The organism is Helicobacter sp. CaF467b, from assembly GCF_022664765.1.
GTDB lineage: Bacteria > Campylobacterota > Campylobacteria > Campylobacterales > Helicobacteraceae > Helicobacter_D > Helicobacter_D colisuis.
Window position 1 is genome coordinate 687,768 of the sequence record NZ_JALAIY010000001.1, and the last position, 17,315, is coordinate 705,082.

The 17,315-nt window shown below is 32.5% G+C and carries 15 protein-coding genes; 8 read left to right on the forward strand and 7 right to left on the reverse strand.

Annotation, left to right across the window (positions count from 1 at the left end):
- Window positions 1-165: 165 nt before the first annotated feature.
- From MKD52_RS03600 to MKD52_RS03625, 6 genes are read right to left on the reverse strand one after another with little or no spacing between them, the layout of a single operon-like run.
- Window positions 166-1,929, reverse strand: coding sequence for an ATP-binding protein (locus MKD52_RS03600; protein ID WP_242099274.1), 1,764 nt, complete (start codon window positions 1,927-1,929; stop codon window positions 166-168).
- Window positions 1,869-2,537, reverse strand: a complete 669-nt coding sequence (locus MKD52_RS03605; protein WP_112056946.1) for a response regulator transcription factor — start codon at window positions 2,535-2,537, stop codon at window positions 1,869-1,871. The genes MKD52_RS03600 and MKD52_RS03605 overlap by 61 nt, the downstream gene beginning before the upstream one ends.
- A gap of 41 nt (window positions 2,538-2,578) precedes the next feature.
- On the reverse strand, window positions 2,579-3,337 hold the full coding sequence (pstB, locus tag MKD52_RS03610) for a phosphate ABC transporter ATP-binding protein PstB (RefSeq protein ID WP_112056945.1): 759 nt from the start codon (window positions 3,335-3,337) through the stop codon (window positions 2,579-2,581).
- Window positions 3,337-4,167: a phosphate ABC transporter permease PstA gene (gene pstA / locus MKD52_RS03615; protein ID WP_242099275.1), complete on the reverse strand. Its 831-nt coding sequence runs from the start codon at window positions 4,165-4,167 to the stop codon at window positions 3,337-3,339. The genes pstB and pstA overlap by 1 nt, the downstream gene beginning before the upstream one ends.
- Entirely contained in the window at window positions 4,164-5,012 is an 849-nt protein-coding gene (gene pstC, locus MKD52_RS03620; RefSeq protein WP_242099276.1) for a phosphate ABC transporter permease subunit PstC, read from the reverse strand. Before pstC ends, pstA begins: the two co-directional genes overlap by 4 nt.
- Entirely contained in the window at window positions 5,012-5,839 is an 828-nt protein-coding gene (locus MKD52_RS03625) for a substrate-binding domain-containing protein (RefSeq protein WP_242099277.1), read from the reverse strand. Before MKD52_RS03625 ends, pstC begins: the two co-directional genes overlap by 1 nt.
- A gap of 337 nt (window positions 5,840-6,176) precedes the next feature.
- On the opposite strand from MKD52_RS03625, the gene MKD52_RS03630 reads away from it, so the two are divergent.
- The 5 genes from MKD52_RS03630 to MKD52_RS03650 are packed head-to-tail and all read left to right on the forward strand — an operon-like array spanning window position 6,177 to window position 12,508.
- Window positions 6,177-7,772, forward strand: a complete 1,596-nt coding sequence (locus MKD52_RS03630; protein WP_242099278.1) for an ABC-F family ATP-binding cassette domain-containing protein — start codon at window positions 6,177-6,179, stop codon at window positions 7,770-7,772.
- A gap of 9 nt (window positions 7,773-7,781) precedes the next feature.
- Window positions 7,782-10,748 carry a DUF4910 domain-containing protein gene (locus tag MKD52_RS03635; protein ID WP_242099279.1) on the forward strand — a complete coding sequence of 989 codons (2,967 nt, stop codon included), beginning with the start codon at window positions 7,782-7,784 and terminating at the stop codon, window positions 10,746-10,748.
- 1 nt (window position 10,749) lies between these two features.
- The gene (locus MKD52_RS03640; protein ID WP_112056940.1) at window positions 10,750-10,980 is read left to right on the forward strand and encodes a phosphopantetheine-binding protein; all 231 of its coding nucleotides are present in this window, start codon (window positions 10,750-10,752) and stop codon (window positions 10,978-10,980) included.
- Window positions 10,980-11,699 carry a hypothetical protein gene (locus MKD52_RS03645; protein WP_242099280.1) on the forward strand — a complete coding sequence of 240 codons (720 nt, stop codon included), beginning with the start codon at window positions 10,980-10,982 and terminating at the stop codon, window positions 11,697-11,699. The genes MKD52_RS03640 and MKD52_RS03645 overlap by 1 nt, the downstream gene beginning before the upstream one ends.
- A 47-nt stretch (window positions 11,700-11,746) precedes the next feature.
- Window positions 11,747-12,508 carry an AAC(3) family N-acetyltransferase gene (locus tag MKD52_RS03650; protein ID WP_242099281.1) on the forward strand — a complete coding sequence of 254 codons (762 nt, stop codon included), beginning with the start codon at window positions 11,747-11,749 and terminating at the stop codon, window positions 12,506-12,508.
- Between the two features lie 65 nt (window positions 12,509-12,573).
- Here the strand turns inward: MKD52_RS03650 and MKD52_RS03655 are convergent, their stop codons facing one another.
- Window positions 12,574-13,071, reverse strand: coding sequence for a c-type cytochrome (locus tag MKD52_RS03655; protein ID WP_112056938.1), 498 nt, complete (start codon window positions 13,069-13,071; stop codon window positions 12,574-12,576).
- Window positions 13,072-13,442: 371 nt separating this feature from the next.
- On the opposite strand from MKD52_RS03655, the gene purD reads away from it, so the two are divergent.
- From purD to lptD, 3 genes are read left to right on the forward strand one after another with little or no spacing between them, the layout of a single operon-like run.
- A complete protein-coding gene (gene purD / locus MKD52_RS03660; RefSeq protein ID WP_242099282.1) occupies window positions 13,443-14,702 on the forward strand; it encodes a phosphoribosylamine--glycine ligase in 1,260 nt (419 codons plus the stop codon).
- Window positions 14,702-15,157 (forward strand): RDD family protein, encoded by a 456-nt coding sequence (locus MKD52_RS03665; protein ID WP_242099283.1) that lies wholly within the window; start codon window positions 14,702-14,704, stop codon window positions 15,155-15,157. The genes purD and MKD52_RS03665 overlap by 1 nt, the downstream gene beginning before the upstream one ends.
- Window positions 15,158-15,193: 36 nt before the next feature.
- A complete protein-coding gene (gene lptD, locus MKD52_RS03670) occupies window positions 15,194-17,302 on the forward strand; it encodes an LPS assembly protein LptD (RefSeq protein ID WP_242099284.1) in 2,109 nt (702 codons plus the stop codon).
- Window positions 17,303-17,315 lie beyond the last annotated feature (13 nt).

A 17,315-nucleotide genomic window follows, 5' to 3' on the forward strand; every position in this document is an offset into this window, starting at 1 on the left:
TAATGATCACCAAAGAAGCTCCAAATTACCATATTAGCAATTAATTTAGTGTGATTCTAGTTTATTTTAATAGACTAGAATCTTTTATCTCCCAAAACTTATCTTTATTTCAGAATGGATTACTTGTGCAATAAAAGGTAAAGTTAAGATTCTTGCTTTTATCATTCAATTTTCTTCTCTTTTGAAATATACAATAAATTCACTTCCAACACCTATCTGACTTTTGACTGATATTTGTGCATTATTGTATTTTAAGGCTGATTTGACAATAGATAGCCCAAGCCCACTCCCACCAATTTTTTTGCTTCTACTTTTATCTACACAAAAAAATCTCTCAAAAATTCTTGATAAATATTCCTCAGGGATTCCTATGCCACTATCTTTGATGCTTAGCAAAATCTTATCTTCTTCATTTTGTAAGATAATTTCTACAAATCCTCCCCTTTTATTATATTTAATAGCATTATCACAGAGATTAAAAATACAATTTTCTAAAAGCTCATTTACTCCAAAAATATAACAATCTTCAAGATTACTGAGTATCTTTATTTCATTTTTATTTGCGATAAATTGTAATCTTTTGATTGTGCTTAGCACAATATTTTTTAGATTAATTTTGGTTTTTTTAAAATATTCTTCTTTACATTCATCTAAAAAAGAAATCATTAGAATTTCATCAATCATCTCTAAGAGTCTTTTGGATTCAAGAGCAATCCTATTAATAAAATCCATCAAATCTTCTTTAGCTACCAAATGATTTTTAATCATCTCGCTACTCGCTAAAATAGAAGTAAGTGGGGTTTTAAGTTCGTGGGTTACATTCGCACTGAATTCTTTACGCAAATTTTGTGCAAGCTTTTTTTCTGTGATATTCCGCAAAACAATCACCATACCCTTAAGCTTTTTATTTTTTGAAAAAACAGGTGAAATTACCACTTCACATTCGTATTTTGCAAGTTGTATTTGTAAAATTTGATTATCCAAGTTTTTGCTTTTTTTAAACTCTTTCAAAGATTCTAAAATCATTTTTAAAAATCTTGAATCTTCTAGTTGATAAATACTGCTAATATTTTCAAGGTTTGTAAAATAAGTTTGTGCGCTTTTATTAGTATTTAAAATGTTTCCATAACGATTGAGTAAAATCAAGCCATCACTCATATTTTCTGTTAATAAAAGCATTTCTTGTTGCTTTTGGCGTAGATGCTTGAATTGATTCTTGATAGTTTTATTTTGTGTTTTAATTTTTTTAACAAAGCTATGTAATTCGCTATATAAAGAATCTTCATTCAAATGTTCCAAATCAATCTCTAAAATTGGTTTTAAAATTGTTTTTGTAAGAATATGTGCTAAAAAATATAAAACTACAAGTAAAATAAGAATTTCTAATACAAAATAGGGCACGAATTCTATTAATAATCCCATAATGTAACTTTGTGTGCTTGATAGACGCAAAACAAGATTCTGTTCTTTTAAAAAAAGTGCAAAATATAGTGTCTTTTCTCCTAAAGTATTTGAATGGCGAATTTCCTTAGATATGCCATTTTGAATTGCTTGTTTTATTTCTTCTCTCTTAGCGTGGTTATCCATTTTTAAAATATCAGCTTGATTGTCGTATAAAACTTTTCCTTTTATATCAATTAAACTTAAACGATAAGGATTTTTTCCAAGAAAATCTAAGAAAATTCGCGAATCTTTTTGTAATCCTTTTTGTAAATAGGGCTCTAATTTTTTTGCTTGCCTTTCTAGCTCTACAAACATTTCTTTTTGTAAAAATTGTTCTAAAGCTATTACAAAAAAGATATTCACCAAAATAAGCAAACAAAAACAAGTGCTAAAAATAGAGTAAAAAATCTTTTTTTGCATAGAATCTAAACTTCCCGCACGAATTGATAACCCAAGCCACGAATCGTCTTGATATGATCCCCCCAATCCCCTAATTTTTGCCTCAAAGTTTTGATGTGAATATCCACTCTGCGACTTTCTGAGCTAAAACTATCCCCCCACAAAATCTCTAGAATCTCATCTCGACTAAAAGCGCGTTCTATATTCTTAAGTAATAATCCTAAAATCTCAAATTCCTTTAGGGTTAAAACAATTTTTTTACCTTTTAGCTTTACGCTGTGTTTAGAATAAGAATATTCTAAATCCCCCAAAATAATTTCATCCTTGCCATTTTCTTTTCTGCGCAATAAAGCTCGAATTCTCGCTAGAAGCTCCATTATGCCAAAAGGCTTGGTAATATAATCATCTGCACCAAAATCCAAGCCTTTTACTTTATCTAATTCACCATTTAAAGCACTAAGCATTAAAACTGCAATCTCTTTTGTATTTTTATTTTTTTTGATTTCTTTTAAGATTTCAAATCCACTCATACAAGGCAACATTACATCTAAAATCAGGATTTGTGGTATTTCTTGTTTTAGAGCCTCTTGTAATGCTAATGGCTCACTAAATCCTTTAGCTTTCAAATTTTGGGATTTTAACGCATACAAAACTAATTCCAAAATAGAATTATCATCTTCTAGCACATAAATCATCTCTTTTATTTACCTTATTTTTAAAACAAAATTTTAACATATTATCCAAATCTTCCGCTTACATAATCTTGTGTTTTTTTGTTTTTTGGTTTGTTGAAAATCTTATTAGTATCATCATATTCTATCACTTCGCCAAGCAAGAAAAAAGCTGTTTTATCAGAGATTCTAGCTGCTTGCTGCATATTATGTGTAACAATTATAATGGTGTATTCTTTTTTAAGTCGCATAATTAGTTCTTCAATCTTTAAAGTTGAGATAGGATCTAACGCACTTGTTGGCTCATCCATCAAAATAACTTCCGGATTCACCGCAAGTGTCCTAGCAATACACAGCCTCTGTTGCTGCCCTCCACTAAGCTCTAAGGCACTTTTATCAAGCCTGTCTTTTAAATCGTCCCATAAAGCTGCGTCTTTTAAAGATTGCTCCACGATTTCATCTAGCTTGGATTTTTTTTTAATCCCATGTGTTTTTGGTCCAAAGGTAATATTGTCATAAATGCTCATCGGAAAGGGATTTGGCTTTTGAAATACCATTCCAACGCGTTTGCGTAAGATATTAACATCGTAATCTTTATAAATATTTTTGCCATCAAAAAGTATTTTTCCTTCAATCTTGCAATCCTCTATCAAATCATTCATACGATTAAGACTTTTAATAAAAGTTGATTTTCCACAACCACTAGGACCAATAAAAGCCGTAACTTTCCCTTTATTGATTTGCATATTAATATTTTTTAGGGCTAAAAAATTCCCATAATATAAATTCATTTTTTTAATATCAAAACATTCTTCTTTCATCATTATCCCTTTGTTAGTTTTTTGGCTATTAGATTTGATAGCGCATTAATCACAAGAACAATTAAAATCAAAACCATTGCCGTGCTATAAGCTTGATTGATATGTTGGCCTTCGCTTGAAATTGCATACATATGCACACTCAAGGTTCTCCCAGATTCCATAATTCCAGCGACTTTTGCTACACTTCCTGAAGTATAAAGTAGTGCTGCACTCTCGCCTACGATTCTGCCAATACTTAAAATTACACCTGCTAAGATTCCTGGGATTGCTGCAGGGATGATAATGGCAAAAATTACTCTAAGCTTATCTGCCCCTAGGGCAAAACTTGCCTCCCTAAAACTCATAGGAACACCTTTTAATGCTTCCTCAGAACTTCGCAAAATCAAAGGTAAAATCATAATAGACAAGGTCAAAACTCCAGCTAAAAAACTTGTCCTAAAGCCAAAATAAATTACAAATGCCAAATACCCAAAAAGTCCATACACGATGCTAGGAATCCCAACTAAAGTATCTGAAGCGATTCGCACTAAGTTTAAAATCTTGCTTTTTTTATTCCCATATTCGCTTAAAAAAATAGCTCCAAAAATTCCCAAAGGTAAGGCAAGCACCAAGGATAAAAGCACCATATTAATCGTATTGATAATTGCTGGCATCATAGAAACATTGGTGCTAGTGTATTCCCATTCAAAAAGATCCCAAGACAAATACATAATGCCTTTATAACAAATAAATCCTATTAAAATAAAAAATACAAATAAAACGCTAAATATTGAAATCTTAAGCAACCACGATAAACAAATAGAGAGATAATCCACTCTTTTGGATTTTTTCATCTTGTCTTCCTTTTTAGTGCATTAAAACAAGCATTGATTAATAAAATAAACACAAATAAAACCACCGCATTTGCTATTAAAACTTCTTTGTGTAAATCTGTTGCATAGCCCATTTCAAGCACAATATTTGTGGTTAATGTCCTAACCCCATCAAGCACACTTTCTGGAATTTGCACTTGGTTACCTGCAACCATAATCACTGCCATTGCCTCGCCAATAGCCCTCCCAACACCCAAAATAATCGATGAGAGGATTCCGCTTTTTGCAGCAGGAAGACTAGTAAAAAAAACGCTTCTCTCTTTGCTTGCACCAAGTGCTAATGCACCCTCACAATAACTTTTTGGAACAGAATCTAAAGCGGCTTTTGAGACTAGAATAATCGTTGGGAGAATCATAATTGCCAAAATAATAGAAGCTGCCAAAACACTTTTGCCTGGAATCCCGCTAAAAATATTTGCCAAAATCGGAACAATAACAACTAATCCAAAAAATCCATAAACAACAGAAGGAATCGCGCCCAATAATTCTACTGCTGGGATAATAATTTTCTTAAGTGTTCTGGGGCAAAATGCAGAGATATAAATAGCACTTAAAACACCTATAGGCACTCCAATAAAGATTGCTAAAGCCGTCACATAAAAACTCCCTATAATGATAGGGAAGATTCCAAAAATCTCCTCTGTTGGATACCAATCCATTCCAAAAACAAAATAAATAAATCCAATCTCATGGATTGTGGGGATTGCATTAGCAAACAAAAACAAACAAATCATTCCCACTGCTAGAGTAGAAATGATTGCACAAAAGGCAAAAACTCCTTTAAAAATCTTTTCTTTTAAATACATTATTTAATTTGTTCCCAAGAAGTAATTTCGCCTAAAAATATTTTTTGCACCTCTTCTTTTTTGAGATTATCAATCGGATTTTCCTTATTCACAATCACAGCTAGACCATCAATAGCCAAAACTTGTGCGTCAATCCCCTTTTTAAACTCGCTTTTTTTAATCTCGCGTGAAGCCATACCAATATCTGCAATTCCCTCGACTACAGAATTTACTCCTGTGGTTGAATCAGATTGTTGGATTTCGATTTCTGCATTTGGATTGATTTTTTCATAAGATTCTTTGAGCTTTTCCATCAATGGTGTTACAGAGCTAGAACCTGCAATGATGATTTTCCCACTAGGTTTTATGCTAGTATAGGAATCTTTTGCTATTGAAATATATCCTGCTTTTTCTACAATGCCCTTTGCCTCCAAGGAAAGACTATATTTTAAAAAATCATCAATTAAAGGATTAGTGGCTTTAGTTACGACATTAAAAGGGCGTGAGATTGCATATGTTTTGTTGTTGATATTTTGCACACTAGGAGATACCCCATTGATTTTTACAGCTTTAATTGTGTTATTTAGAGAACCAAGGGAAATATAGCCAATGGAATTTTTAGAATTTGCAATAGTTGTTATCATCACTCCTGTTGAGTTTGTAACCTCTGCTTTTTTGGTGGTTGCATCGATTTTTTTATTTCCCACTTCCTTATGAATTTCAAAAATCTCCACAAAAGCTCCTCTTGTCCCAGAACCCATTTCTCTTGAAATAGGAAAAATATTTTGCGCCATTAATACACCACTTAGTGCACAGCTTACCAATATCCCTAATAAATGCTTTTTCATTTTATACTCCTAAATAAAAATATTTAGAAGTATAAATTAGTATTGTAAAATCTAATTTTTAAGAATGTAAAGATTTTGTAAAGTTTAAGATTTATACTACAATATCTATATTTATTTTTATAAACATTCATACTCAAATGAATATCCTGTATGGTTTTTGCGTAATAACAATCTACATATTAAAGGTAATTAGGGTAATGCTTTAATTTTTAAGGCTTTAAAAGATATTATCAAACAAAGAAGTTTTAAAAATTATTTCGTAAAATTGCAAAGGAGAAATTATTCCTATCAAAAATAAATAGTATAATTTTATTTTAATAAATTTAAGGATTTTTTTATGGTTCAAATTACTGGACTTTCAATGCATTATGCAACTAAAAAATTATTTGAAAATGTCAATTTAAAACTAGACAAAGGGAAGCGCTATGGGCTTATAGGTGCTAATGGTGCTGGTAAATCTACTTTTTTGAAGATTCTAAGTGGTGAAATTGAGCCTAGTAGCGGGGATATTGCCTTTAATACCGGTGCTAGGCTCGGGGTTTTGGGACAAAATCAGTTTGCTTTTGAGGATTTTAGCATTAAAGATTGTGTGCTTTATGGAAATAAACGCCTTTATGAAGCTATTAAAGAAAAAGAAAAGCTTTATGAAGCGGGAGACTTTAGCGATGAGGTTAATGAGCGTTTAGGTGAATTAGAGATTATCTGCGCTGAAGAAGATCCTACTTATGAATATGATGTGCAGATTGAAAAGATTTTAGAAGACTTAGGATTTCCTGCTAAGATTCACAATGATCTTATGAAGACGCTCACAGGTGGAGATAAGTTTAAAGTGCTTTTAGCGCAAGTCTTATTCCCTAAGCCTGACATTTTATTTTTAGATGAGCCAACTAACAATCTTGATTTAAGAGCCATTAGCTATCTTGAAGAGCAGTTAAAACGCCACGAAGGGACTTTAGTGGTTATTAGCCATGATAGGCATTTTTTGAATAGTGTTTGCACTCATATTTTGGATTTAGATTTTAGAAATGTTAGGGAATTTAGTGGGAATTATGATGATTGGTATATTGCATCAACTTTGATTGCCAAACAACAAGAAATGGAGCGAAATAAAAAGCTCAAAGAAAAAGAGGAATTAGAATCTTTTATTGCAAGATTTTCAGCTAATGCTTCTAAAGCCAAACAAGCTACAAGCCGTCAAAAACAGCTAGAAAAGCTAGATATTCAAGCCCTAGAAGTCTCTAGTCGCAGAGACCCAAGCATTGTCTTTAAGGTGAATCGTCAAATTGGTAATGAAGCCTTAAATATAGAGAAACTTCAATTTAGCTATGGTGATTTGTGCGTGTTGAAGGATTTATCGCTTGATATTTTACCCGGTGATAAAATTGCTTTAATTGGCAGAAATGGGATTGGAAAAAGCACCTTTTGTGATCTCATTTGTGAAAAACTCAAACCTCAAAGTGGTGTGATTAAATGGGGAGCAACAATTGAGAGAGGATATTTCCCTCAAAATACTACCGAAGTGATTGGAGGAGAAGAAACGCTTTATGAATATTTGCGTGGATTTGATAAAAAAAGAGAAGCTACAGAGATTCGCAATGCCTTGGGGCGAATGCTATTTAGCGGTGAAGAGCAAGAAAAAAGCGTAGGATCGCTAAGTGGTGGTGAGAAACATCGCATTATGCTTAGTAAATTAATGCTTGAGGGGGGAAACTTTTTAGTTCTCGATGAGCCAACAAACCATTTGGATTTGGAGGCGATTATTGCTTTGGGTGAAGCGCTTTATAAGTATAGTGGCAATGTGATTTGTGTTAGCCACGATAGAGAGCTTATTGATGCGTTTGCAAATCGTATTATTGAATTTAAAGAAAACAATGAGGTGGTGGATTTCCGTGGAAGTTATGAAGAATATCTTGCTTCACAAGGCTTAGCATAAGGGAAGTTTATGGATAATTTGTCTCAAGTCTTAAAAGAATCGTTTCAAAAAAATTCTAATAATATTGCCCTAGAAGTAGAAAAAACAAAGATAACTTATAAGGAATTATATTCTGAAGCTACAATTCTCGCTTCATTGATTTGTAATGTGCGGGAGGGGGGTGGGACTTTAGCAAATGATTCTAGAATCTTAATTTTTGCTTCTAGAAGCATTTTGGTTTATACTTCTATTCTTGCTTGTGTTTTAGCTTATCAAACCTATGTCCCATTAAATCCAAAATTTCCAAGCCAAAGACTTTTGTCTATGATAAGGCGAAGTGAAGCTTCGGTAATGTTTTTGGGAAAGGAATGCTATGATTCTTTTATTGTGATTGCAAAAGAGCTAGAATCAATGGTGATTTTGGTAGAGGAGTTAGGAGATTTACCCAAGAGATTTCCCAAATTACATTTTATAGCCATTCCTAAAGCCCTAAAAAAACAATTAAATATATTTGAAAAATTAAATTTTAACAACGATTCTAGTATTACTGCATACCTGCTTTTTACTTCAGGTAGCACTGGAGAGCCAAAGGGTGTTATGGTAAGCCGTGATAATCTTTTTGTTTATACCATGAGAATGCTTGAAAAATATTGTTTTAATAGCAATGATAGAATCTCTAATTTTTTTGATATTACTTTTGATTTATCAATGCACGATATTTTTTGCGCCTTTTTAAGCGGAGCGACTTTGTGTGTGATTCCCAAGCAATCTTTGTTGAATCCTATCAGGTTTATTGTTCAAAAAAATTTGAGTGTATTCTTTGCTGTGCCCTCTCTTATTTCTTACCTTGTGAAGTTTAAGGCTCTTAAGCCAAATAGTATGCCAAACCTTAGATTGTCTCTTTTTTGTGGTGAGGAGTTTCCAAACTTAAATGCAAAACTTTGGAGCGAAGCTTGTCCAAAAAGTGTAGTAGAAAATCTTTATGGTCCAACAGAAGCAACAATAGCCTTTATGTCTTATAATTATAGAGATTGTAAAGAATCTATTGTTCCTTTAGGGATTCCTTTTAGTGGGCTTTATGCGAGTTTAAGAGATAAAGAGGGTAAAGAGGTGCCAAAGGGACAGAAGGGGGAGATTTGGCTTGGTGGGAATCAAATTGCACAAGGTTATTTAAATGATGCTCAAAAAACTAGGCAGAAATTTGTGTATGAAGAAGGTATTTGGTGGTATAAAACAGGTGATTTAGGGATTTTAAAAAAAGTTTGCGATAAGGAAGTGTATTGCTTTTTGGGTCGTGTTGATTTTCAAGTGAAGATTCAAGGCTTTCGTGTAGAGCTTTTGGAGATTGACAATGTTTTAAGAGAGGCTAGTAAAAATCAAAGTGTGAGCGTGGTAATCAAAAAAGATGGACTTACAAATATTGTGGGTGTAATAGAATCAAATTTAGCAGAAAGTCAAAAAATATTGGATTTTTGTAAAGAAAAACTTCCAAATTATATGATTCCAGTCAAAATTATTGGTCTTGAAAAATTTCCCCTTAATAGCAATGGGAAAATAGATAGAGAGCAAATTAGAAGTCAAGTTGAAGTTATTTTAAGCACAGATCAAAAAAGCATGGAAGCTAAGAATTGCAAACTAAAAGGGCAAAATCTACATCAATCCATCAATCAAAAAGATTTGCAATGTAAGAATAATGAGAATTTAGAGTTTGGAGATCTAATGTATGGGTTTGCTTGCGATATTTTTAAGATTCCGCGATCTTTGAGTGGGAATGGAAATAGAGAGACTTTAAAAGAGGTTAATAAAATTTTAAATGGGAAGTTAAAAGTTTATGAGATTCCAAGTGGAACTAAAGCTTTTGATTGGGAGATTCCAAAGGAATGGAATGTAAAAGAAGCTTATATTGTAACTCCAAATGGAGATAAAATTTGTGATTTCAAAGAAAACAATTTGCATTTAGTTGGGTATTCAATTCCAGTGAGAAAGTATTTGAATTTTAGGGAGTTAGATTTACATTTACACAGCCTAAAGAATCAAAGAGGAGCTATCCCTTATGTTACTTCTTATTATAAAGAATATTGGGGATTTTGCTTGAGTGATGAGCTAAGAGAAGAGTTAGAAAATAAATTTGGCGATTCTAAAGAGAAATTTGAAGTAGTGATTGATTCTGCCTTGGAGGTTGGATCTATGAGTTATGGAGAAGTAGTAATAAAAGGAAAAAGTGAGAAAGAAATTGTGCTTAGCACTTATATCTGTCATCCACAAATGGCAAATAACGAACTCTCTGGAATTTGTGTGGCGACTTATTTGGCAAAATATTTAAATCAGATTCAAAATTACTATACTTATCGCATTTTATTTTTGCCAGAAACTATTGGTGCTATTTATTATTTAAGCCAACATTTAGAAGCATTAAAGAAAAAATGTATAGCAGGATTTGTCTTGACTTGTATAGGTGATGAAGGCGATTATTCTTATCTTGAATCAAGAGAAGGTAATAATTTAGCAGACAGATCAGCAAAGCATTTTTTAAAAACAAAATACCCAAATTATAAACATTATTCTTATTTGCAAAGAGGTAGTGATGAGAGGCAATATTGTGCTCCAGGTGTGGATTTGCCTTTTTGCACTCTAATGCGGAGTAAGTTTGGGGAATACCCTCAATACCATACTTCTCTAGATGATTTATCTTTTATTAGTTCTAAAGGATTGCAGGGTGGATTTGAGATGGTTAGGGATATTTTGAAGCTTATTGAGCTTAATGGTGTTTATAAAAATACTATTTTATGCGAACCCCAACTTGGCAAAAGGGGGCTTTATCCAAATCTTTCCACCAAAGAAACTTTTAATACAATTAAGGATATGAGGAATTTATTGATGTATTGTGATGGTAAGCTAGATTTGATAGAGATTGCTGAAAAATGTGGTTTTTATCTTTTGGATATGGAAGATTGGATTTGTAAATTTGTAGAGAATGGATTGATAAAAAAGGATTAAAATGGAAATAAAGCAAATTGTTTTGGAGTTTTTAAAAGAATGTGATAGAAAATGCGAAGATGGGAAGCTTTTTGGTAATGAAGGACTTGATTCTATTGGGTTTTTAGAGTTACTTGAATTTTTGGAAGAGAGGATTGGAATTGACTTGGATTTAAGTGAATATGAACCAGAAGAATTTAGTAGTCTTGATGGGTTTTGTGAAATTGTCAGAAATATTAAAGAGGCAAAATAATGGAAATTAATTGGAATAGTATTTATAGCAAAGATTTTGTTTCTTTTAAAGATTGTTATTTGACTTGCGATGGTTATTGCTGTAAGAATTTTTTTGGAGATTATTTTAAGTTGCTTCATAAGAAAGCTGTAATATTGCCTATGCTTGAGGGTGAATTTTTATATTACAAAAGTCAAGGTGGGATACAGAATATTACACAAAAATATAGAAAAGAAGAGTTTAGTTTTGGAGATAAGAAATTAGTTTTGTATTATCTTTCTTGTGAGTGTGGGGGGTTGTGTAACCCACATTACTTGAGACCTTTGATTTGTAGAATTTATCCTTATTTTCCTATAGTAAATATTTATGGAGATATTTTAGATTTTTATCCTGCTAGCCTAATGGATTTATTTTTTAGCTCTAGTGCTAACCATCGATGCACTTTAGTTCGCGAGTATCAAGATGATTTAAAAAAACAGTTGAGTGAAAGTTTAAAAGAGCTTTTGTGCTATCCCTTGTTTATATTTATTTTTCAACTTATGGAAATCTTGGCAAGATCTTTGCGCGATTCATTAAATCATCAATGCATTGATCTATTAAGTGAAAAAGAAAAAGTTGATTTCTTAAAAAAAATAGAGTGGAATTTATTGAGCAGAAAGCCTTGGAAGCAATTAAAATTCAAAGAAGAAACTTATCGGATCTATAAAGAAATAGTAGCACATTATGGAGAGTTTTTGTGAGAAAATATACTCAAAATGAAATAAGGCAATTATCTCAGGATTTGTTATTGAATAATAAAATTATTCTTTGTCATAGCGCCTTGCAAAATCTTGGAAAATTAGAGGGAGAAAATTTTAGAGATATACCAAGAATTTGGCTTAATATTTTAAGCGAATATTCAAATAATTTAATAATGCCTTGTTTTAATTATAGTTTTCCAAAAACTAAATTTGCAGATTTAAGGACACTAAAAAGCGAGGTTGGAATCTTGAGTGAAACTTTTAGAAGCCATGGTGTTACAAGAAGCACTCATCCAATGTTTGGTTTTTGTGGCATGGGTCAAGATATACAAGAGATACTTATGCCAAATGAAATAGAAAATAATCCTTTTTGCAAAAATAGCGTTTATGGAAGACTTTTGGAGCAAAATGCGTTGATGATGTTTTTGGGAATAGATATTAGGGTTTGCACTTTTATGGTATTTGTTGAAGCGATATTTGGGGTAAAATATAGATATTTTAAGCCTTTTTTTGGAAAAGTTATTGGGAATTTTGGGGAGGTAGAGGATAGTTTTTATCATTTTTGCCTTCCTTTGGGCGAAACATTAAAGGTAAATTTTTTTCGCGTTCAAGATGAAATGATTGCTAAGGGCATTATTAAAGTGATTGATTTTGGGGGTGGAAAAATTTATCATTTTTATGCGCAACCTTTTTTTGAATATATTACACAAAGGCTTTTAGAATCGCCTTATATTTTACTTCAGAATGCGCCTAGAAGAAATTATGTTTTTAAAGATGGTAAAGAAGTAATTTTGGCGGAAGTGGATTGATTTATCTATGAAGTAATTCATTGGATAAAGATTAAAAGAAATAAAAGCAAAAATGGAGAGCTAAATTATTTTAGGCTCTCCACATAAGCACCGACATCTTCCATATCTTTTTTGGTGTATCTTTGGGCGATTTGATTTTTAATAAAGCGAGATTGTCCTTGGAAGTCTTGATTTTGATAGCTTTTGATTTCATCAGCTATATCTTGTGCGCTCCAAGTGTTAATAGGAGTTTTTTTAGCAACTGCAATTTCTCCTTTTTCTCCATGACAACTAGCACAATCGCGATTATAAAGTTTTTTGCCATTTTCAAGATCATTTTTTTGGTTAGAGGAGGCGACTTCACCTGTCCCAATAAGACTCTCTAAAAAGCTTTTTTCTTGAATGGTTAAATCCGCATCTTCTCTGATAACTTGAATATCTTTAGATCCTAAATTTTTGGAATATTTTTTTAAAATCGCTTTGATTTCTTCCCCAAATTCCCCTTTTAGTTCAAAACATACACATTCATTTGCATTAAGTAAGCTAAGACTTAAAAGGGTAGAAGCAAAAATTTTTTTTATCATAATATTCTCCTAAGATTTTAGTTAAGGTATTGTGCCAAAAAAATACTAATTTTGCAGTTAATTGTTAAAAATTAAAAGCTACTTTTAGCTAGGATGTTTTATAATTTTATTGCCTGAGTGGAACGCGATTTATTTTTTTGGAGTCCAACACATCAAATATTGCTAGTTGTATAGATTCTTTTGTGTGATGGTGTTTTCGCTATTAGTCTCTTAAGTTGAGACGAGAATCTGCCGCCTAATAAAGAACTTATGGCTAGAATCCTTAAATTTTTTAGGGCTTACACAATTATAAGCGCCCACTTGGGTTTTTGCTTTTTATAATTCCTAAGTTTTTAGGTATTGTAAAAATCAAATTCTAAGGGTTGTAAAAGATGGAAATCGTTATTGTTGGAAGTGGTGGCAGAGAGTATTCTATTGGTTTAGCGTTGCAGAGAGAATGTCGAATCGATGGGATTTATTTTTATCCGGGAAATGGAGCGACAAGTAAGCTTGGCAAAAATATTGATTTTAAAGATGATGATGAGTTTGTTGAATTTGCAATTACGCAGAAAATTGGTTTGGTGATTATTGGACCTGAAGCGCCTTTAGTGGAGGGGTTGGCAGATAAATTGCGAGAGAATGGAATCTTAACCTTTGGTCCAAGTCAAGCAGCTGCTAGATTGGAGGGTTCTAAAGCTTATATGAAAGAGTTTGCAAAAAAATATGAAATCCCAACAGCGCAATTTATCCAAACGCAAGACTATGAGGAAGCGTGTGATTTTATTGATTCTTTAAATTTGCCTATTGTTGTAAAAGCAGATGGCTTGTGTGCAGGAAAAGGTGTGGTAATCGCACAAAGTTATGAGGAAGCCAAAAGTGTAGTGCAAGATATGCTTGAGGGCAAGAGTTTTGGAGATTCTGGCAAAAAGGTGGTGATTGAGGAATTTTTAGATGGTTTTGAGTTATCGGTTTTTGCAATGTGTGATGGCAAGGATTTTATTGTTTTGCCTGCTGCGCAAGATCACAAGAGATTATTAGATGGAGATAAAGGTCCAAATACTGGTGGAATGGGGGCTTATGCACCTTCTCCACTTGCTAGTTCTGAATTAATTAAAGCAGTAAAAGAGAGCATTATTTTACCAACTTTAGCAGGAATGGAAAAGGAGGGAAATCCTTTTAGTGGTGCTTTGTTTTGTGGGATTATGGTAGTTAAAGATAAGCCTTATTTGTTAGAATTTAATGTTCGTTTTGGCGATCCTGAGTGTGAAGTGCTAATGCCACTTTTTAAAAGTGGTTTGCTAGATTGCTTTTTGGGTTGTGCAAGTGGGGATTTAAAATCTGTCCATTATGAATTAGAAGATAGTGTTTGTGTGGGGGTTGTGGTGGCTTCTAAAGATTATCCTTATAAAAGCTCTAAAAAAGCAAAAATTACGATTTTAGAAAATCATTCCAAAGATTCTCTTATTTCTTTTGCAGGAGTGAATAGTGAGAATGGAGAGCTTATTGCTAGTGGTGGGAGAGTTTTGGTTTGTGTAGGAAAGGGTCAAAGTGTCCAAGAAGCAGTAAAGAATGCCTATGTTAAAGTAAGTGAAGTTCATTTTGAGGGTATGCAATATCGTAAAGATATTGCATATCAAGTGTTAGGAAAGTAATGGATATTGAAAAAATTGAAGAAACACTTGCAAGAGAAGAGATAAAGCTTGCGCCCTTGTGGAAAAGATTTGTTGCCTTTATGGTTGATGATTTATTGGTTTCTATGATTCTTATAGGGATTAATTGGGATAGAATCGCACAAAATGCGCAAGACACAGAGGCAATGTTAAGTATTGTTTCAAGCTCTTGGATGGCGCTGTATCTCATTAAACTTCTTTATCAATGGTTTTTTGTGCATTTTTATGGAGCTACCATAGGAAAAATAGTAGTAAGAATCCGCGTTATAGAAGTTGAATTGCTGGATAATCCTAAGATGAAACAAGCCTTTATTAGATCATTTTTTAGGCTTTTGAGTGAAATTTTAATGTATTTACCCTTTTTGTTGATTTTTGAAAACAGAATCAGACAAGCTTTGCACGATAAGGTTGCAAAAACTATTGTAGTTAGTCTCTAAAGTATGTTAATGATAATAAAAAAGGAAATTTTTGCATTGAGTTTGGTTGCCGCTCTTGCTTTGATTTCAAGTGATGTGGAAGCAAGGGCGGCTATCAAACAATTTAATAATAAACAAGAATCAATTTTTGAATTTTTAGCCGATGATATGGAATATAGCAAAACGGAAATTATCGGTAAAGGGCATGTAACTATTATCAATCTTGATTATTTTGTTACGGCAAATAAGGCTGTTTATGATACACAAAATCAAGAAATTATTTTAAGTGGGAATGTTAATGCTTATAAAGGAAATTCACTTTATCTAAAATCTGAAGAAGTTAAAATTAAACTCCAAGAAGATTATTCGTTTTTAGAGCCTTTTTATTTGCAGGATTCTGAGAGTGGTTTGTGGGTGGATTCTCAAAGTGCGGAATTTAATAACAATGTCTATCAAATTAAAGAGGCTAATGTTTCTACTTGTAGCGTGAATAATCCCATATGGAAAATCAAGGCAAAAGAGGGAGAATATGATGCCAATCAAGAATGGCTAACAATTTGGCATCCATACCTTTGCGTTTATGATGTGCCTGTGCTTTATTTTCCTTATTTGTCTTTTTCGCTAGGCTATAAAAGAAAATCAGGTTTGCTTTATCCTATTGTTGGGAATTCTAGTGATGATGGATTGATTTATTCGCAACCTGTTTTCATAGCCCCAGATGATAATTGGGATATGACTTTTGCGCCACAGATTCGAACTAAAAGGGGTGGTGGATTTTATAATGAATTTCGTATTATTGATGATAAAGATGAGATTTTATGGGCTAATTTAGGGTTTTTTGCTAATAGTAAATCTTATCAACAAACCTATGATTTAGAGAATCGTGAGCATTATGGATTTCAATTAAAATATGGTCGCGAGAAACTTTTTTCTAAAGAATCTGATTATTTTTATGAAGATGGGTTATATCTTGATATTTCACAGATTTCAGATATTGATTATTTTAGATTGCAAGATAAGAATGCTCAAAATACAGCGGATTTACAAGGAAATTTACTCACTTCTAGAATGAATTATTATCTTAAAAGCAGTGAAGATTATTTGGGATTTTCTGCGAGATATTATTCGGATTTGGAGCAAACAAGTAATGCTAGAACTCTGCAAACTTTACCGCAGATTCAATATCATCGCCAAATTGAAAATGTTTTAATAGATAATTTATACTACACTTTTGATTACAAAGCAAATCATTTTACGCGTCCTATTGGTTATCGTGCTATCCAGCAAGAAGCCAAGTTGCCTATTATTTACACACAGAGTTTGTGGAATGATTTTGCTAATTTTTCGCTTTCACCTACTTTTTATGGCACGAGTGTGGATTATTCTAATGTGGGAAATGGGTTGCATTTAAAAGATGGCAGGTATTTAAGTCAATATTATCAAATCAAACTCAATACAGATTTGGTTAAAAAATACGATCATTTTGGGCACACGCTTAGCTTGGAGGCAGAATATATTTTGCCTGGATTTGAAAATAAGGCAGGTGATTTTACAAACTTTTTTACTTTGCCTGGGGAGAGACAAGAGCTAAGAGTAAGTGGAAAGCAGCATTTTTATACTTTAGATAATTCTTTGATTTTATCTCACAAGATGGAGCAATATTTTTATTTGAAAGATGGTGGAGAAAAATTAGGAGAACTAGAAAATGAAGTTCAGTATTTTTTAGATTATCAATGGAGCTTTTTAAGTGATATTTTTTATTCGCACAAAAAGGGAAGAATCTCTGAAGCAACACATCAAATAAACTATGAAAGTGATTATGTTAATGTAAGTTTTGGACACTTTATGCGAGAGGATTTTGCGCATGAGGATTTGTTAAATGGCAGGTTTGGAGAGGCAAATTATATTAATGCAAACTTTAGAAAAGAATTTGAAAGTTTTGATTTGTTTGCAGGTGCTGGTTATGACTATAAAGAACGCTATTTTAAAACTTGGCAGGTTGGAATTGATACGCAAATTCGGTGCTTTTCCTTTGGAATAAAATATGTGAGTGAAATTTATCCTGTGCTAACCTCAAGGGGGGTTGAAGCAAGAGATGATAAATATGTTCTCTTAACTATCAAATTTGTTCCGCTCTTAAGCAGTGATGTGAAATTAGGAAATTAGCTAGTAATGGAGA

Bases quoted from the DNA above. Each gene is read 5' to 3' on its own strand.
- MKD52_RS03605 (WP_112056946.1), bottom strand. From the start codon at position 2,537: ATGATTTATGTGCTAGAAGATGATAATTCTATTTTGGAATTAGTTTTG.
- pstB (WP_112056945.1), bottom strand. From the start codon at position 3,337: ATGATGAAAGAAGAATGTTTTGATATTAAAAAAATGAATTTATATTAT.
- pstA (WP_242099275.1), bottom strand. From the start codon at position 4,167: ATGAAAAAATCCAAAAGAGTGGATTATCTCTCTATTTGTTTATCGTGG.
- pstC (WP_242099276.1), bottom strand. From the start codon at position 5,012: ATGTATTTAAAAGAAAAGATTTTTAAAGGAGTTTTTGCCTTTTGTGCA.
- MKD52_RS03625 (WP_242099277.1), bottom strand. From the start codon at position 5,839: ATGAAAAAGCATTTATTAGGGATATTGGTAAGCTGTGCACTAAGTGGT.
- MKD52_RS03630 (WP_242099278.1), top strand. From the start codon at position 6,177: ATGGTTCAAATTACTGGACTTTCAATGCATTATGCAACTAAAAAATTA.
- MKD52_RS03635 (WP_242099279.1), top strand. From the start codon at position 7,782: ATGGATAATTTGTCTCAAGTCTTAAAAGAATCGTTTCAAAAAAATTCT.
- MKD52_RS03640 (WP_112056940.1), top strand. From the start codon at position 10,750: ATGGAAATAAAGCAAATTGTTTTGGAGTTTTTAAAAGAATGTGATAGA.
- MKD52_RS03645 (WP_242099280.1), top strand. From the start codon at position 10,980: ATGGAAATTAATTGGAATAGTATTTATAGCAAAGATTTTGTTTCTTTT.
- MKD52_RS03655 (WP_112056938.1), bottom strand. From the start codon at position 13,071: ATGATAAAAAAAATTTTTGCTTCTACCCTTTTAAGTCTTAGCTTACTT.
- purD (WP_242099282.1), top strand. From the start codon at position 13,443: ATGGAAATCGTTATTGTTGGAAGTGGTGGCAGAGAGTATTCTATTGGT.
- MKD52_RS03665 (WP_242099283.1), top strand. From the start codon at position 14,702: ATGGATATTGAAAAAATTGAAGAAACACTTGCAAGAGAAGAGATAAAG.